We start from the raw sequence: 15,071 nt of genomic DNA, 5'->3' as shown, positions 1-15,071 counted from the left end.
TTTCCCCATGTGAGAGTAGGTCATCGTCAAGATTAAATTCCGAAACCCCAATTGCGAAAGCAGTTGGGGTTTTGTTTTGGGCGCTCGGAAAGGGAGCAGCTGCAAGCTTCAAGTTTCCAGCTGCAAGATTCCAAGCCCAACCCATACTCTCCCTTGCGCTTGCAGTCGGCTCATCCCGACAAATTTGCACAGTTATTTCTGAGCCAGAACACTAGAATAGGCACCTGATCATTTTAGACTTAGAGCCCTATATGTCCGACCCGGTTGATACCCCCCAGGTGTCCGACCTACCGCTGGAGGACCTGGTTGCCTGTCATGAGTGCGACTTGCTGATGCGTAAGCCAGAGCTTGCGCACGGTGAAAAGGCCCTGTGCCCACGCTGTGGTTATGAGATGTACGCCCACCGCTACAATGTCGTCGAGCGCAGCCTGGCCTTGGTGATCGCGGCGTTATTGCTGTACATCCCGGCGAACTTTCTACCCATCATGCAGCTCAATCTACTCGGGCAGACTGCTGAAGACACGGTCTGGAGTGGCGTAGTCGCCCTGTTCAATACAGGCATGCAAGGCGTCGCCGTGGTGGTGTTCCTGTGCAGCATGGGCATTCCGTTGCTCAAGTTGCTGTGCCAACTGGCGGTGTTGCTCAGTATTCGCTGGAACGTAGGTCGCAGCTATGGCCTATTGCTATATCGCATTTATCACCATATGCGCGATTGGGGGATGCTTGAGGTCTACCTGATGGGTGTGCTGGTCGCGATCGTGAAACTGGCCGGCATGGCATCCCTGAGCATAGGCCTGGGATTGGCCTGCTTTGTCAGTCTGTTAATGGTTCAGGTTCTGTTGGAGGTTGTCATGTCACCTCATCAGATCTGGCAAGCGTTGTCAGGGGAGGACGAACATGCGGGCGATTGATGCAGGCATTCTGATATGTGGCGAATGTCACGAACTCAACAGGCAGGACCCGGATACCGACGAGCAAACCTGTACCCGTTGCGGCGCATTGGTCCACGCTCGTCGTCCGAACAGTTTGACCCGCACCTGGGCTTTACTGATTACCGCTGCGATTCTGTACATTCCGGCCAACCTGTTGCCTATCATGACGATCAACTCTATGGGGCAGGGTGCCCCGAGCACCATCATGGCCGGCGTGATCGATCTGGTGCATTACGGTATGTTCCCAATTGCCACTGTCGTGTTTGTCGCCAGTATTCTTGTGCCAACCTTCAAGCTGGTGGGCCTCGCGTTGTTACTGCTCTCGGTACAACGTCACCAGCCGCTTTCTGCCCGACAACGCATTATCATGTATCGCTTTATCGAATTTATCGGTCGCTGGTCCATGCTGGATATCTTCGTGATCGCCATTCTGGTAGCGGTCGTAAATTTTGGGCGACTTGCCAGTATCGAGGCCAATCTCGGTGCCGTGGCGTTCGCCAGTGTGGTGATTTTGACGATGCTTGCCGCAGTAACTTTCGATCCCCGACTGATTTGGGATAACACGGAGTCGGACGACGACCATGACTGATTTGCCAAAGGCTAAAACCCGCCCCGCTTCGAACTGGTCGGCCATTTGGGTACTGCCGTTGATCGCCCTGGTGATCGGCGGCTGGCTCGGATGGCGTGCCTACACCCAGACGGGCATCGAGATCCAGGTTCGCTTTGAGAGCGGTGAAGGCATCCAGGTCAACAAGACCGAAGTGGTCTACAAAGGCATGCCCGTGGGCAAGGTCACGACCCTGGCCCTGGATGACGAGGGCAGCAATCGCGGGGTGATTGCCACCATCGAGATGAACAAGGATGTCGAGCAGTACCTCAAGGCCAATACGCGCTTCTGGCTGGTCAAGCCAAGCGTCAGCCTGGCCGGGATCACGGGCCTGGAAACCCTGGTCTCGGGCAATTACATTGCTGCCAGCCCCGGCGACGGCGAGCCCACGCGCAAGTTCAAGGCGCTCTCCGAAGAGCCACCTTTATCCGACGCCAAGCCCGGCCTGCACCTGACCGTCAAGGCCGAGCGGCTCGGCTCGCTCGACCGTGGCAGCCCGGTGTTCTACAAACAGATCCAGGTCGGCCAGGTCAAAAGCTACCTGCTGTCCGCTGATCAGAACACCGTCGAGGTAAAGATCTATATCGAGCCGACCTACGCCAACCTGGTGCGCAAACATACGCGCTTCTGGAATGCCAGCGGCATCAGCATCGACGCCAACCTGTCCGGGGTCAAAGTGCGCAGCGAGTCCCTGGCGAGCATTGTCGCCGGTGGTATTGCCTTCGCCACGCCGGAGAATCGCAAGGACAGCCCGCCCACCGACCCGAGCCTGCCGTTCCGCCTATACGAAGACTTCGATGCCGCCGCAGCGGGCATCCGCGTCAAGGTCAAGCTCAGTGACTTCGAGGGCTTGCAGGCCGGCCGCACACCCGTGATGTACAAAGGTATCCAGGTCGGCAGTCTCAAGGCCCTCAAGGTCGACTCGGACCTGTCCAGCGCCAGCGCCGACCTGACCCTCGACCCATTGGCCGAGGATTACCTGGTAGAAGGCACCCAGTTCTGGGTGGTCAAGCCGTCCATTTCCCTGGCGGGCATCACTGGCCTGGAAGCGTTGGTAAAGGGTAACTACATTGCCATCCGCCCCGGCGACAAAGGCGCCAGCCCGCAACGCGAGTTTGTCGCCCGGCCCAAGGCGCCACCGCTGGACCTGCGCTCCCCAGGCTTGCACCTGGTCCTGCTCACCGAGAGCCTCGGCTCCCTGGAGGTCGGCAGCCCGATACTCTACAAGCAGGTCAAGGTTGGTTCGGTACAGAGCTATCAGTTCTCGCGCAAGCGCAAGCAACTGGTGATCGGCGTACATATCGAGAAGGAATACGAAGGCCTGGTCAATGGCTCCACACGATTCTGGAACGCCAGTGGCGTGACCCTGACCGGCGGCATCACCGGTGGCATCCAGGTCAAAAGCGAGTCTCTGCAAAGCCTGATGGCCGGTGGTATCGCCTTTGAAACCCCAGAGCCGAATGTGCCGCTGAGAAATCGCATTCCGCGTTTCCGCTTGTTTGCCGATCACGAAGCCTCCAGCCAACGTGGCACCCTGATCACCATCAAGGTGGACCGCGCCGACGGCCTGCGCATCGATACGCCGATTCGTTTCAAAGGCCTGGACGTAGGCAAGATTGAAAGCGTCGACCTGAGCGCCGACATGCAGTCGGTGATGCTCAGCGCACGTATCACTGAGGTCCCTGAGCGGATCGCCCGTGCCGGCAGCCAGTTCTGGGTGGTCAAGCCCGAGTTGGGGCTGATGAAAACCGCCAACCTGGAAACCCTGGTCACTGGCCAGTACATCGAGGTTCTGCCCGCGGTGAAAAGCACCGGTCCGCAAAAGAACTTCGTGGCCCTGGCCCAACCACCAGAAACCAACGTGCAGGAAGCCGGCTTGAGCCTGGTACTCAGCGCCGCCCGTCGTGGTTCGTTGAAAGTCGGCGTGCCAGTCACCTACCGTGAAGTCACCGTGGGCAAGGTCACGGGTTACGAGCTGGGCAAGACCGCTGATCGCGTGCTGATCCATGTGCTGATCGAGCCCAAGTACGCACCGCTGGTTCGCGGTGGCAGCCGTTTCTGGAACAGCAGTGGCTTCGGTCTGGACTTCGGCCTGTTCAAAGGCGCGACGGTGCGCACCGAGTCTTTGGAAACCCTGATTCAGGGCGGAATCGCCTTTGCTACTCCGGACGGTGAGCGCATGGGCAACCCGGCGCTACCTGAGCAGACGTTCCCGCTGTTCGACAAGTTCGAAGACGAGTGGTTGATCTGGGCGCCGAAGATTCCCCTGGGTAAATAAATCCAGGCGCCACAAAAAAGGCCGCGATCCAAAAGATCGCGGCCTTTTTGCATTTCAGTACAGCCGATCAGACCTCATCCAACTCCGGCTCAGCCGCCTGCACATTCACCGTCGCCTTCACCACATCATGGCGACGGATGTACTTCCAGTCCGCCTCATCAATGTAGATCCCGTTCGGTCCGCTGCCGCCTTCCAGGTCGATCGCCACCTGGGCGGAAACCTGTGGCTTCACACTGGCCAGGATCGGCACGAAGCCCAGTTGCAGGCTGGTTTCCAGCAAGGCTGCCTGGTTCTTTTCGTCGATATCCGCCGCCTCATCGAGGTAGTACGGCAGGCGCACGCGACCGGCCTGGTCGCGGTCCATCAAGTGCAACAACAAGTACATGTTGGTCAGCGCCTTGATGGTCATGGTGGTGCCGTTGGATGCAGCACCGTCGATATCGGTATGAATCACCGGCTGGCCATTGACCTTGGTAATCTCGAACGCCAGCTCGAACAGATCCTTGAGCCCCAACTGGTTATGGTTGGCAGCCACCAGGCGCGCCAGGTACTCCTTGGCCTCTTCGTTCTTGTTGTCCTGCTCGGCGCTTTGGCTGAGGTCGAACACCGACAGAGTCTCGCCTTCCTCATACTGACCGGCACTGTGGATGATCTGGTCGATATGCTTGAGCGCTTCCTTGTTCGGCGCCAGTACGATACGGAAACTCTGCAGGTTGGACACCTGGCGTTTGTTGATCTCGCGGTTGAACAGTGCCAACTGGTGCTCAAGGCTGTCGTAGTCACTGCGAATGTTGCGCAACGTCCGCGCGATATCCGTCACTGCCGCACGGCGCGCCTTGCCCAGGGTCAGGGCCTCATCGGTACGGTGCGCGTAGGCGTTGATCAACAGGTGCAGGCGACGCTCCATATCGTCTTCGCTGTCGAACTTGGCCACACCCTTGAGGCGTACCTGAGCGTACAGCGCCTCAATCTGCCCGTCAGCGCGCAGCAAGCCTTGCCAGCTGTCCTGATAATCGTTGAGCAGCGGCAGCAGGTTATCCATGGAGTCGTCGACCGGATCCATGAACGGCGTGCCGAACGGCAAGTCGGCCGGCAGCAACTGGCGACGGCGCAGCGCGTCATCCAAAGTGCGTTGCTTGGCTTCCATGTCGCCGATCTGTCGGCCGACCAGTTGCAGCTTGGCCGACAGTTGCTGGACACGCTCGGTAAAGGCATCGCTGGAGCGTTTCAACTCGTCCTGCGCAGCTTCCATCTGCGCCAGGTTTTCCAGCTTCTCGCCTTCCTCGGCGCTCAGGGTCTGGCTGCGGCGGAAGTCTTCCAGGGCTTTCTGCGCATCCAGTACCTGCTGGTACAGCGCTTCAGTCTGAGTCTTGCTCGCCGCCCGGTCAGAGGCCACGGCTTGCTGGGTCTTGAGTTGCTTGAGTTCTTTTTCCAGGCGCTCTTTCTGGTCGCGCAATGCCGCACGATCGGCCAGGGCCTGCAATGCCGGTGGCTCGATGTGCGAGATGTCGATGGACAGCCCCGGCACTTCAAAGCGCTCGCCGGTGAAGCCATCAAGGATCAGTTCCAGGGATTTGACCCACTGGCCGTCTTCATCCAGGGTGATGCCATGTTCGCCCAGTGGCAGGCTGAACAGCGAACTGTTGAACAGGCGCATCAGACGCTCGACGTCCTGCTGTGAGAATTCTTCCCGAAGTTTGGCGTAGCTGTTGTTGTCGGCGTGATCGAGTTGCTGCTTGACCGACTTCAGGCGTTTTTCCAGGTCGCGCAGGCGCTCATCCAGATCTTCGGCGCTGAACTGTCGCGACTGCGCCAGGGCGCCGGCCAGTTCGTCGTGCGCATCCTTGGCCGCCAGCAGTTGCTGCTCCAGGACCTTGACGTCATCGACCAGCGCAAAGCGATGCTTGAGCACCGACAGCTCGCCCAGCCAGCGTTGAATACCGCTGATTTCCCGCTCCAGGCGCATCAGTTCCTGGGTGCCACCGCGCTGATCGTTCTGCAGTGCATCCTGCTCGTTGCGGTAATGTTCAGCCTGGATCGTCAGCTCTTCCTTGCGTGCACTGGCGTAGTCCGACCAGGTGCCCAGCAGCGAATCGAGCAATGGCGACAAACGGTGCAGTTTGCCGCGCAGGACTTCGCGCTGCTTCACCCCGTTGGAAAGCGCTTCCACCAGAGGGCCCGCAGCGACCAGGGAGTTGTAGTCCTGCTCCATGCGCCGCACATCGCGGAAGGCTTCTTCGCACGCGGCGATGTAATCCACACTGCCCGAGCGCAGGCTGTGCTCGAACGCATCAAGGAACAGTTGCTTGAGCTTGGCCGCAGTGATTTCGCGCATGTGCAGCAGGTTGATAAACAGCGCGCGGAAGGTCTTCAGGCTCTGCTCGCTGGTGGAGCGCAGCGGAATCAGGGTCAGGTCCAGCGGGATCGAGGTATGCCCGCCGACCAGCAAGCGGCGCAGTTCATCGGGCTTGAGTTCATAGGCTTTCAGGCCTTCGCGCTCAAGGTTGGTGAACAGTTCTTTCTGGCGCAGGCAGGTATCGTTCTTCTGATAGTGGGCCAGGTCCAGTTTGCCGGCGTAGGCAAAGAACTGGTGACCGAAACCACCGCCCGGGCCGCGACCGACCACACCGATTACATGGGGGCCATGGGGCAGGGATACTTCGACGAGAATATAGCTGGTGTCGGTGGCAAAGTAGAAGCGTCGCGACTGTTCCAGGGTGTACTTGCCGAAGCTCATGTCCGACATGCGCGCCAGGATCGGGAACTGCAAGGCGTTGATCGATGCCGATTTACCGAGGTTGTTCGCGCCATACACCGACAACGGCTCTTCCAGCGGGAACAGGCCCAGGCTGTAGCCGGCGGTGTTCAATAAGGCGAAGCGGCGAATGCCGTAGCGTTCCTTGCTCATGCATCGGTCTCCTGTTCTTCGGCAATGGCGCGGGCCAGGGCGTCTTCTTCGCTGTCATCGGCAAAGTCACTGAGGTCCAGCGGGTCATCGGTCTGCAGCAGTTTTTCATCGCTGTCTTCGTCGATGATCACCGGCGCCGGCAACGGCAGCACGCTGTGCACGCTGGCCGCCAGGTCGCGGTCGGCCTGGACCGACAGGCACACGTCGAGGAAACGGTGCATCGGCGGCAGGAAGCGGTAGACGCCGTTATCTTCACTGGCAAAGCCGAGCTGGGTCATGCGGCGCATGATTTTTTCTTCCAACTCTTCCTGGGTCTGCACTTCGGCCTGGATAAACAGGTCGCGGTATTTCTCCAGCAAGGAGGGCAACTCATCGCGGCCCAGGCTGCCACCATCCAGCACGGCAATCGGGTCGCGGCCCTGGTCGGCCAGGTGTTCGACGATGATGAAGGTGAACAGTGCCAGGCGCTGTGCGGTCTTGTTGACCTGCGCGGCAGCTACGGCGGTGTCCGGCACGAAGTAGTAGAAACCACGGGTATCGCACACCAGCTCAAAGCCCAGGGCCTTGAACAGCGTGCGGTACTGGTCCTGGAAGTTCGACAGTTGTGCGTACAGCTCCGGGTCGCGGCGGCTGACGTGGTAACCCTTGAACAACTCGCGAAAGATCGGCGCCAGTTGGGACAGTTCGGATAGATCAAGATGCATGAGGGGTGCTCGCAGAGTGCTCGGCCGCGTCAGTGGCCGGGAGCAGGGCGAATGAGCGCAGGCTGACCTGATGCTCGTGAGTATGGTAATCCTGGCGTTCCAGGCGCTCGCGCTTGAAACGCTTTTCCCGCGACAGGCGCGAGAACCAGTACAGCAACTCGTCGGTGGCACCGTCCGGTTCCTGTTCCAGCAGCCAGGTCATCAGGTCCGGCATCGGCAGGGCGTCTTCGCAACGCTCCAGCATCTCCTTGACCGTACGCGGCGCACGCTGGGCTTCGCCCTTGTGGGATTTGTGGGCCTTGGGGAAACGCGCAGGTTTTGGTTCGAAGTTTGCCAGGGCATACACATAAGCCTCCACCTGGCTGGCACTGCCGAGGAAGGTACTTTGCGGCCGGGTAAACATTGGCATCGCCGCTTGCGGCACGGCGTCCAGGCCCTTGCGCCGGATCGCCGACAGAGCCAAGGCGGCGCCACGGGTCACGGCGTTGTGCCGGCGTGCTTCTTCACGCAGCGGCAGCAGCAGTTCCCGGGCATGACGCAAGGTCAACTGGGCGCTGGTCTGCATTTCGAGGATGCGCGCGTGGGTGCGCAGCAACATGTCGTCATCCACCAGGTGGCCCAGGCGCTGCTGCTCGGTGAGCATGCGCAGCAGCACGTTTTCCACCTTGCGCACGCCTTGCTCGAAGGCGCCGTCGGCGTTCACCAGTTGAATCATCGGCTCGACGTACTCGTCCCAGGTCGCCAGGACCTCGGCATAGCGCTGGCGCAACGGGATCTGCCGGTCGCTGGTCTTGGCGCGGTCGGCTACGGCCGCGAGGGCCTGTTCGTCGTTGGCGAGTTTTTTCAGCACGTCACGCACGCGCATGTCCAACAGCCGCAGTTGACGGGCCAGGTCATGGCCGTCGCGGATGTCGAAGGCGTCCTGGATATAGCCGGCCAAGCGCTCAAGATGGCGCAGGTAGGCTTCGATTTCCAGGCACAGGCCTAGCCGGTGCTCCTTGCGAAGATAGGCCAGGAAGTCATGGATCTGCGCATTGAGCTCGAAACGGTTCGGGCTCTTGGCGACAGGTACCAGGATATCCAGGCGAATCCACACGTCCAGCAGGCTGGTGATGTCCTGTGGCGTGCTGTCCAGTTGTTGGGCCGCCAGTTGCGCGCGCAACTCGCCAAGGCTCAGGGTGCCTTGGTCAAAGTGTTCGCACAGTGGCTCAAGCAGGGCCCAGTGTTCGGCGAGGGCGCGCAAGACGCGCTTGGGTTCGATCATCGGAATGGCCGGCTGGTTGGCGATTAAAAGCAGCGATTGTACTGCATCAGGCGCGGGATTTATCCACAGCCGGTCAGGGCGCGTTCGCGATGGACACTCAGGAATGCAGAGAAAAGCATCAACGGTGGGCGATCGTTGCCGAAGGGCGGTAGAATCTGCGCTCTTTAGTTATCCACAAGTGGCCGAGCCTTGCTTATCGAGTCCCGACGTCGCGCTTACTTGACCGCCATGCAGGTGGTCAACTGGCTGCCGCGCACCGAATTGCCCTTTGCCGCACCGTCGCGGCCCGAACTGCTGCAAGCGCTGGAACCGTTCGAGCCGTTCGACGCTTCGGGCGAGGAAGCGGCGGCGCCGGTTGCGGTCGTCAAGCCCACGACTGAAGCGCCCGTGCGCCCATCGGAGCGGGTCAAGATCGAAGTGCCGCGCCCGTCAGCGGCGCCCAAGGTCGCGGCAGTGGCCGACGATGCCCCGGCGCCGGTCGCCAAGGCTGCGGTCGTACCGCCGCCACGCTTTGCCCTGCAACTGTTGCGGGCCGGGCGCTGTTTGTTGTTGGTGGAGTTGCCGACCGGCGAACGTTTCCAGGCCCGCGACCCTGCCTATCTGCTGCTCAAGGACATGCTGCGCGCCGCCGGCCTGCCCGACAGCCCGCAGATCGTCGGCGAGCCGGTGCGCTGGCCGTTGCTGGTGCGCGGCAATATGGACCAGGGCCCGGACGCCGCGCGTGACTTCGTGCAAGGTTTTGTCTCGGCGCGCCTGGAAGATGAACCTTGTGTCTGCCTGTGGCTGATCGGCCTGCCCGCCGTGCGGTTTGCCGGTGAGGCGAATGCCGAGGCCTGGTACCGCGAGCTGCAGATCGACGGCCTGGGCTCGGTCTGGGCCTTGCCGGGCCTGGAATTATTAATGGAAGAGCCACAGCGTAAGGCTGATGTCTGGCAAGCCATGCGCCGGCTGATGGCGCGCTGGAAAACAACCGATGAGTGAGGCTTTATCCTTCCGCCCGATGATCGAGGCTGACCTCGATGCCGTGCTGAAAATCGAATACGCGGCGTTCAGCCACCCCTGGACCCGTGGCATCTTTCTCGACGGGCTGGGCAAGTACCAGATCTGGCTGATGTTCGAAGGCGAGCAGCAGGTAGGCCACGGCGTAGTGCAGATTATCCTCGATGAAGCGCATTTGCTGAACATCACCGTCAAACCGGAAAACCAGGGCCGTGGCCTGGGCCTGGCATTGCTGGAACACCTGATGTCCCGGGCGTATGCCGCCAGCGCGCGGGAATGCTTCCTGGAAGTGCGCGACAGCAATACCGGCGCATTCCGCCTGTATGAGCGCTACGGCTTCAACGAAATCGGCCGCCGTCGCGACTACTACCCGGTCGCGGGTGGTCGCGAAGACGCAGTGGTCATGGCTTGCACCCTGGTCGACTGAAACAGCATTCCCTGTAGACAGGGCTTGTGTGGGAGCGGGCTGTTTTTATCATCACCTTCAGCCTTTTTGGCGTCGTAATTGCTCATGCTGTCGGGGTTATAGTGTGCCTATCTACCCCCGAGCGTGACCTCGACGGGTGGTCGTCTGTCATACCTGCGCATGATTCCTGAGGCTGACCTGATGAACGAACTACAAGACCTGCTTGATAACAACGAACGCTGGGCGGATGCGATCAAACAGGAAGATCCCGAATTCTTCGCCAAGCTCGCCCGCCAGCAGACCCCGGAATACCTGTGGATCGGCTGTTCGGACGCACGGGTGCCGGCCAACGAGATCGTCGGCATGTTGCCAGGCGACCTGTTTGTACACCGCAACGTGGCCAATGTGGTGCTGCATACCGACCTCAACTGCCTGTCGGTGATCCAGTACGCCGTGGATGTGCTCAAGGTCAAACATATCCTGGTCACCGGCCACTACGGCTGCGGCGGCGTGCGTGCCTCGATGCAGGACCGCCAGTTCGGCCTGATCGACGGTTGGCTGCGTTCGATCCGCGACCTGTACTACGAGAACCGCGAAGTGCTGGCCCAGTTGCCCACCGAAGAGGAACGCGTCGATCGCCTGTGTGAACTCAATGTCATCCAGCAAGTGGCCAATGTCGGTCACACCAGCATTGTGCAGAACGCCTGGCACCGTGGGCAGAGCCTGTCGATCCACGGTTGCATCTACGGGATCAAGGACGGTCGCTGGAAAAGCCTCAACGCCACCATCACCGGGTTTGAGCAACTGCCGCCGCAATACCGCCTGCGCCCGATAGAGGCCATTTAATAGCGCTTGCGCTGGCGCCACTGTTCCATGAACAACTGGCCCTCGGCGTTCAAGGGCTCTTTCATGCCGGTGATCCAGCCCCGGCAGTTCCCGGCGCCGCAGCGGCATGGGAACTGCTGGTGCAGCACGTCTTCGGTGGTGGCGTAATCCATCGTCAGCAGGGTGCCGGGGCGGATGGCCTGGATCGACCATAGCTCCAGCTCGCTGATGTCGAGAAACACATTCGGGTCGCACGAATGCAGGAGCAGGCCGCTGAACCACGGGTCGTACAAGTGGATGCGCGAAGACACCTGCAGCGTATGCAAGCGCCGTTCACCTAGGGCGTGCCCGGAAATCCTGGCGATGCGCACGCGGCTGTCGAAGGCGACCTTGGCCTTGATCCCGGTTGCGCGACCGTTCCTGGTGCGTACCACCTCGAAGTGTCGGGGCGAGGGGTAGCCGTTTTTGGCCAGCAGGGTTGCGAACGGATAAAGACAGTCACTCGCAGCAACTGGCACCTCGTCCATGGCCTGGGTTTTCATAGGACTCCTTGTCGGGCTGCATCGACCTCCTGGTGGTGATATGACTGCCAGTCGTACAGCAAATGGGCACGACCCAAGATTTACGCAAGTGGACGCCGATATCTACTGTCAAATCTGACAGTGAATATCGGCGTTTTTTGTGTAGAGCCAATGGCGCGGTTAAAGGGCGGGCGCTGCGACAGAGGCTTCTGGCATGGGGCTTTTCAGGCGCTTGAGCTGAGTCCTGACCGACGGAGTCGTGCATTTTTCCTTGGCCTGATCAGGGGATAACTCGCGAACCGAGGTGTAGAACAGTTCGCAGGTCTGCTCGTTGCGCGTGACCTGCCAGGTCTTCATGCAGCCCTTGAGCAACACATTGGGGTCGCTGGCGGGTTTCTGGCCCATCCCGGCCTGCCAGCAGGCTGCGCTCAAGTCCTGGGCCATGACTTTCAAGCCGGCCTCGTCGGCTTTCTGTTCGTCACCGTCGTAGCTGTCCGGGTTGGCGGCGTACCAGATGTAACTGGGGTGATTGGCCCCCAGTACCGCGACTTTGCTGTCTGGCACCGGGTTGATCTGCGCCAGGCCCAGGACCCCGACAGTTGTCCCGTATTGTTGCTTGACCCAACTGCGCACCGGCGCGCCAAAGGCCAGCATCGGCAGTGAACCGCTGGGGTGCAGGCTCAGTTCCCTGACGATACGTGTCTGGTACTCGGTGAAATAGCCATAGACACCTTCCAGGTCCTTGCCGGCCGATGAGGGCGCGGCAATCGGCGCAATATCGATGATGGTCTGGTATTCCGGGGTCTGGGTCGCGGGTATACCGTTGGCGGTCAGTAACGTCGCCCAACGGTCGGTGGTGGCTGATTCCAGGTAGTCCTGGTAATGGGTCAGGGAATAATCCGGCGGGAAATGCATCAACTCGATGCTCTTGCGGTTTTCCAGGGCCATGCCCAGTGGCAGGAACAGGTACCAGCTAAATTGCCATTTGCCATCACGGTTCAGCCGGCTGGCGCCCTGGTAGGCCAGGTCAGCGGTGTTCAACAGCGAGGTCAAGGACTGGCCATAGCCATCGGGTACGCCGGTAAAGTGGGCCAGCACCTTATCCTCGTTGGCCTTCACACTGACGCGGGCCCGGCTGTAGCCGTCGCGCTGCAAACTCTGGTTGAGGTAATGCTCAACCGTCTGTTCCAGGGTCCATGGGCGAAAGCAGATCACACTGCAATTGTTGGGGTAGGCGAACAATTGCGTGACCCGTTGCGCGGTGCCCAGGTCGAGTTCGACATCGGCTTGTAAGACCGTGCTCACAGTAAGTGCGACAAAGGTGAAGGACAGCCTGGTCGATTTAAACATGTGTGTTTCCTTGTCAGCTAAAGCCCGTCTGCGCGGGATGAATGCCTACCCTCACACAGTAGCGGCTGACCGGGAAAATGCGTCGGGAAATGCGGTTTTTTGCAGGGAGCGGTGAAATGCTGCGTATTGCTCAGGTTGCCATGAGCTTGCAATGAGAGCACCCGGGTAATGGGATGTTGGTGCTTTATGAATAGACGTGTTCAATACAGGCTGCGAAGCCAAACACTTTGACGACTTTGAAGATTGTTGAAGTTCTCGCAGCCTATATAATCGTCGAGTCAAAAATTTATGGCTTTAGTTTTTTCAGCAATGAGCTAGGTTGGGGATTTTGTAAACTTTACAACCGGTTTGAAAATGCTCGGGTTGGGATTGGACTCTGAATATATTACGCGTCCTTTCGGTTTGCCGAAAGCTGGTATAAATTGTATGAATTTTCTCAATTTCGGTTGTTTCTGTTTGTGAGTATCTTGAGTGTTGCTGGCCTCTGTCATGCTTTGAGGTGTTAGTGTATTAGTTGAAGGTGTGATCTTCATATGAATACCTCTAGTTGTAGTTCTAAAGCTTATATGGTCGTCTCTTAGTTTGATTTTGTGTTTTTGAGAATTCTAAAAGACACTGTTAGGTGGTTTTCAGAAGTTTTTGGTTCCCTGTTTGAAATATCTAGCGGGTTTATCGGTAAACTTAAGTAAAGGCAGTTAGTGCCCCCGTCGCAATGACGGGGGCGCCTCTCAAGGGTTAAGGCATCACCGGCGGCATGTACTTCAACGTCGTCCCCAGCGCCCACAGCAAAAACAGCACCAGCGGCGTATGCACCAGCAACTGCACAAACGAAAACCCGATCAAGTCCCGCGCCTTCAAGCCCAGTACCCCCAGCAACGGCAGCATATAGAACGGGTTGATCAGGTTCGGCAGGGCCTCGGCGGCGTTGTAGATCTGCACGGCCCAGCCCAGGTGATATTGCAGGTCATTGGCCACTTGCATCACATACGGTGCTTCGATGATCCACTTGCCACCGCCCGACGGGATGAAGAACCCCAGTACCGCCGAGTACACGCCCATCAGTAGCGCATAGGTGTCGTGGGAGGCGATGGAGGTGAAAAAGGTCGAGATATGGTGGGCCAGGGTCTGGCCGTCACCGCCCTTGACCACGGTCATCAGCGCCGCGATGGAGCCGTACAGCGGGAACTGGATCAATACCCCGGTGGTGGTCGGCACCGCGCGGGTGACCGCGTCGAGGAAGCTGCGCGGGCGCCAGTGCAGTAGGGCGCCGACCATGATGAACAGGAAGTTATAGGTGTTGAGCCCCGAAATCGCGCTGATCGCAGGTTTGGTCGAGAACTCGTGGAACAGCCAGCCGGCGGCCAGCAGCGCCAGCAGGATGGTCAGCAATGGGCTGTGTTCCAGCCATTCCCCCGGGCGGCTTGGCGGTTGTGGCTTGGGCAGGTTGAATGCCGGGTCCACGCCGCAAGCCTTGGCGTCACGCGCCGAATTGGGGCCCGGTGCGGTGACGTAGGCAATGATCAGCGAGACCACGATCAGCGCCAGCAGCAGCACGCCCGATTGCCACAGAAAGATGGTGTCAGTGAAGGGGATGGTCCCGGTGATTGCCAGGATCGACGGCGGCAAGCTGGCCGGGTTGGCCTGCAATTGCGCAGCCGATGACGACAGCCCCAGCGCCCAGACGGCACCCAGGCCCAGGTAGGCCGCCGCGCCAGCGGCGCGATAGTCCATGCGCAAATCCGTGCGCCGGGCCAGGGCCCGCACCAGCAACCCGCCGAACACCAGGGACAGGCCCCAGTTGAGCAGCGAGGCAACCATCGAGATCAGTGCCACCCACGCCACGGCCGAGCGGCCGTTTTTCGGGATGCGCGCCAGGCGGTCGATCAACTTCACGGCCGGCGGCGAGCTGGCGACCACATAGCCACCAATTACCACAAAGGCCATTTGCATGGTGAATGGGATCAGGCTCCAGAAACCATCGCCAAAGGCCTTGGCGGCGTCGGTCGGTGCCGCGCCCATGCCCAATGCCGCCACGGCGACAATGATCACGGCGAGGGCGGCAAACACCCAGGAGTCAGGAAACCAGCGTTCGGCAAAGTTCGAGCAACGCAGGGCAAAGCGGGCATAGCGGCTTTCTTCGATAGGATCGGCCACGTTATTTACCTCTTGTATTTATTATGGGGCGGATTGCAGGCATCTTGGCCCAAGGCCATTTATTTGGGAATGTTGTTATTTTCATGGATCAATGAGTAAAACGAATATATCCGCGGCGATTGC

12 protein-coding genes are annotated in these 15,071 nt (G+C 59.7%); 6 read left to right on the top strand and 6 right to left on the bottom strand.

Annotated features, from left to right (window positions below; translation table 11 throughout):
* Nucleotides 1–251: 251 nt before the first annotated feature.
* The 3 genes from BFQ03_RS26305 to BFQ03_RS26295 are packed head-to-tail and all read left to right on the top strand — an operon-like array spanning nucleotide 252 to nucleotide 3,817.
* Nucleotides 252–911, top strand: a complete 660-nt coding sequence (locus BFQ03_RS26305; RefSeq protein WP_032859853.1) for a paraquat-inducible protein A — start codon at nucleotides 252–254, stop codon at nucleotides 909–911.
* The gene (locus BFQ03_RS26300; RefSeq protein WP_065944332.1) at nucleotides 898–1,521 is read left to right on the top strand and encodes a paraquat-inducible protein A; all 624 of its coding nucleotides are present in this window, start codon (nucleotides 898–900) and stop codon (nucleotides 1,519–1,521) included. The genes BFQ03_RS26305 and BFQ03_RS26300 overlap by 14 nt, the downstream gene beginning before the upstream one ends.
* Nucleotides 1,514–3,817 carry a PqiB family protein gene (locus BFQ03_RS26295; RefSeq protein WP_032859857.1) on the top strand — a complete coding sequence of 768 codons (2,304 nt, stop codon included), beginning with the start codon at nucleotides 1,514–1,516 and terminating at the stop codon, nucleotides 3,815–3,817. The genes BFQ03_RS26300 and BFQ03_RS26295 overlap by 8 nt, the downstream gene beginning before the upstream one ends.
* Before the next feature lie 67 nt (nucleotides 3,818–3,884).
* Here BFQ03_RS26295 and mksF read toward each other — a convergent pair whose 3' ends face one another.
* Genes mksF through mksB form a run of 3 tightly spaced genes read right to left on the bottom strand, consistent with a single transcriptional unit; the run spans nucleotide 3,885 to nucleotide 8,693 of the window.
* A complete protein-coding gene (mksF, locus tag BFQ03_RS26290; RefSeq protein ID WP_032859858.1) occupies nucleotides 3,885–6,725 on the bottom strand; it encodes an Mks condensin complex protein MksF in 2,841 nt (946 codons plus the stop codon).
* A complete protein-coding gene (gene mksE, locus BFQ03_RS26285; protein WP_032859860.1) occupies nucleotides 6,722–7,429 on the bottom strand; it encodes an Mks condensin complex protein MksE in 708 nt (235 codons plus the stop codon). Before mksE ends, mksF begins: the two co-directional genes overlap by 4 nt.
* Entirely contained in the window at nucleotides 7,419–8,693 is a 1,275-nt protein-coding gene (gene mksB, locus BFQ03_RS26280; RefSeq protein ID WP_032859862.1) for an Mks condensin complex protein MksB, read from the bottom strand. Before mksB ends, mksE begins: the two co-directional genes overlap by 11 nt.
* A gap of 228 nt (nucleotides 8,694–8,921) precedes the next feature.
* Between mksB and BFQ03_RS26275 the strand changes: the two genes are divergently transcribed.
* The 3 genes from BFQ03_RS26275 to can all read left to right on the top strand — a co-directional run bounded on the left by BFQ03_RS26275 (nucleotide 8,922) and on the right by can (nucleotide 10,944).
* The gene (locus tag BFQ03_RS26275; protein ID WP_050593339.1) at nucleotides 8,922–9,674 is read left to right on the top strand and encodes a hypothetical protein; all 753 of its coding nucleotides are present in this window, start codon (nucleotides 8,922–8,924) and stop codon (nucleotides 9,672–9,674) included.
* Entirely contained in the window at nucleotides 9,667–10,119 is a 453-nt protein-coding gene (gene rimI / locus BFQ03_RS26270) for a ribosomal protein S18-alanine N-acetyltransferase (protein WP_032859866.1), read from the top strand. The genes BFQ03_RS26275 and rimI overlap by 8 nt, the downstream gene beginning before the upstream one ends.
* A 180-nt stretch (nucleotides 10,120–10,299) precedes the next feature.
* On the top strand, nucleotides 10,300–10,944 hold the full coding sequence (can, locus tag BFQ03_RS26265; RefSeq protein ID WP_029295821.1) for a carbonate dehydratase: 645 nt from the start codon (nucleotides 10,300–10,302) through the stop codon (nucleotides 10,942–10,944).
* On the opposite strand, the gene BFQ03_RS26260 is transcribed toward can, so the two are convergent.
* The 3 genes from BFQ03_RS26260 to BFQ03_RS26250 form a co-directional block, all read right to left on the bottom strand.
* On the bottom strand, nucleotides 10,941–11,465 hold the full coding sequence (locus tag BFQ03_RS26260) for an SET domain-containing protein (RefSeq protein WP_032859868.1): 525 nt from the start codon (nucleotides 11,463–11,465) through the stop codon (nucleotides 10,941–10,943). The two genes, can and BFQ03_RS26260, sit on opposite strands and share 4 nt — an antisense overlap.
* A gap of 159 nt (nucleotides 11,466–11,624) precedes the next feature.
* Nucleotides 11,625–12,794: a hypothetical protein gene (locus BFQ03_RS26255; RefSeq protein WP_032859870.1), complete on the bottom strand. Its 1,170-nt coding sequence runs from the start codon at nucleotides 12,792–12,794 to the stop codon at nucleotides 11,625–11,627.
* A gap of 735 nt (nucleotides 12,795–13,529) precedes the next feature.
* Complete coding sequence (locus BFQ03_RS26250; protein ID WP_032859871.1) at nucleotides 13,530–14,948, bottom strand: short-chain fatty acid transporter; 1,419 nt, start codon at nucleotides 14,946–14,948, stop codon at nucleotides 13,530–13,532.
* Nucleotides 14,949–15,071: the final 123 nt, after the last annotated feature.

It is taken from the genome of Pseudomonas sp. 25 R 14, from assembly GCF_900004755.1.
GTDB lineage: Bacteria > Pseudomonadota > Gammaproteobacteria > Pseudomonadales > Pseudomonadaceae > Aquipseudomonas > Aquipseudomonas brenneri.
This window is presented reverse-complemented; position numbering and strand designations above follow the sequence as displayed.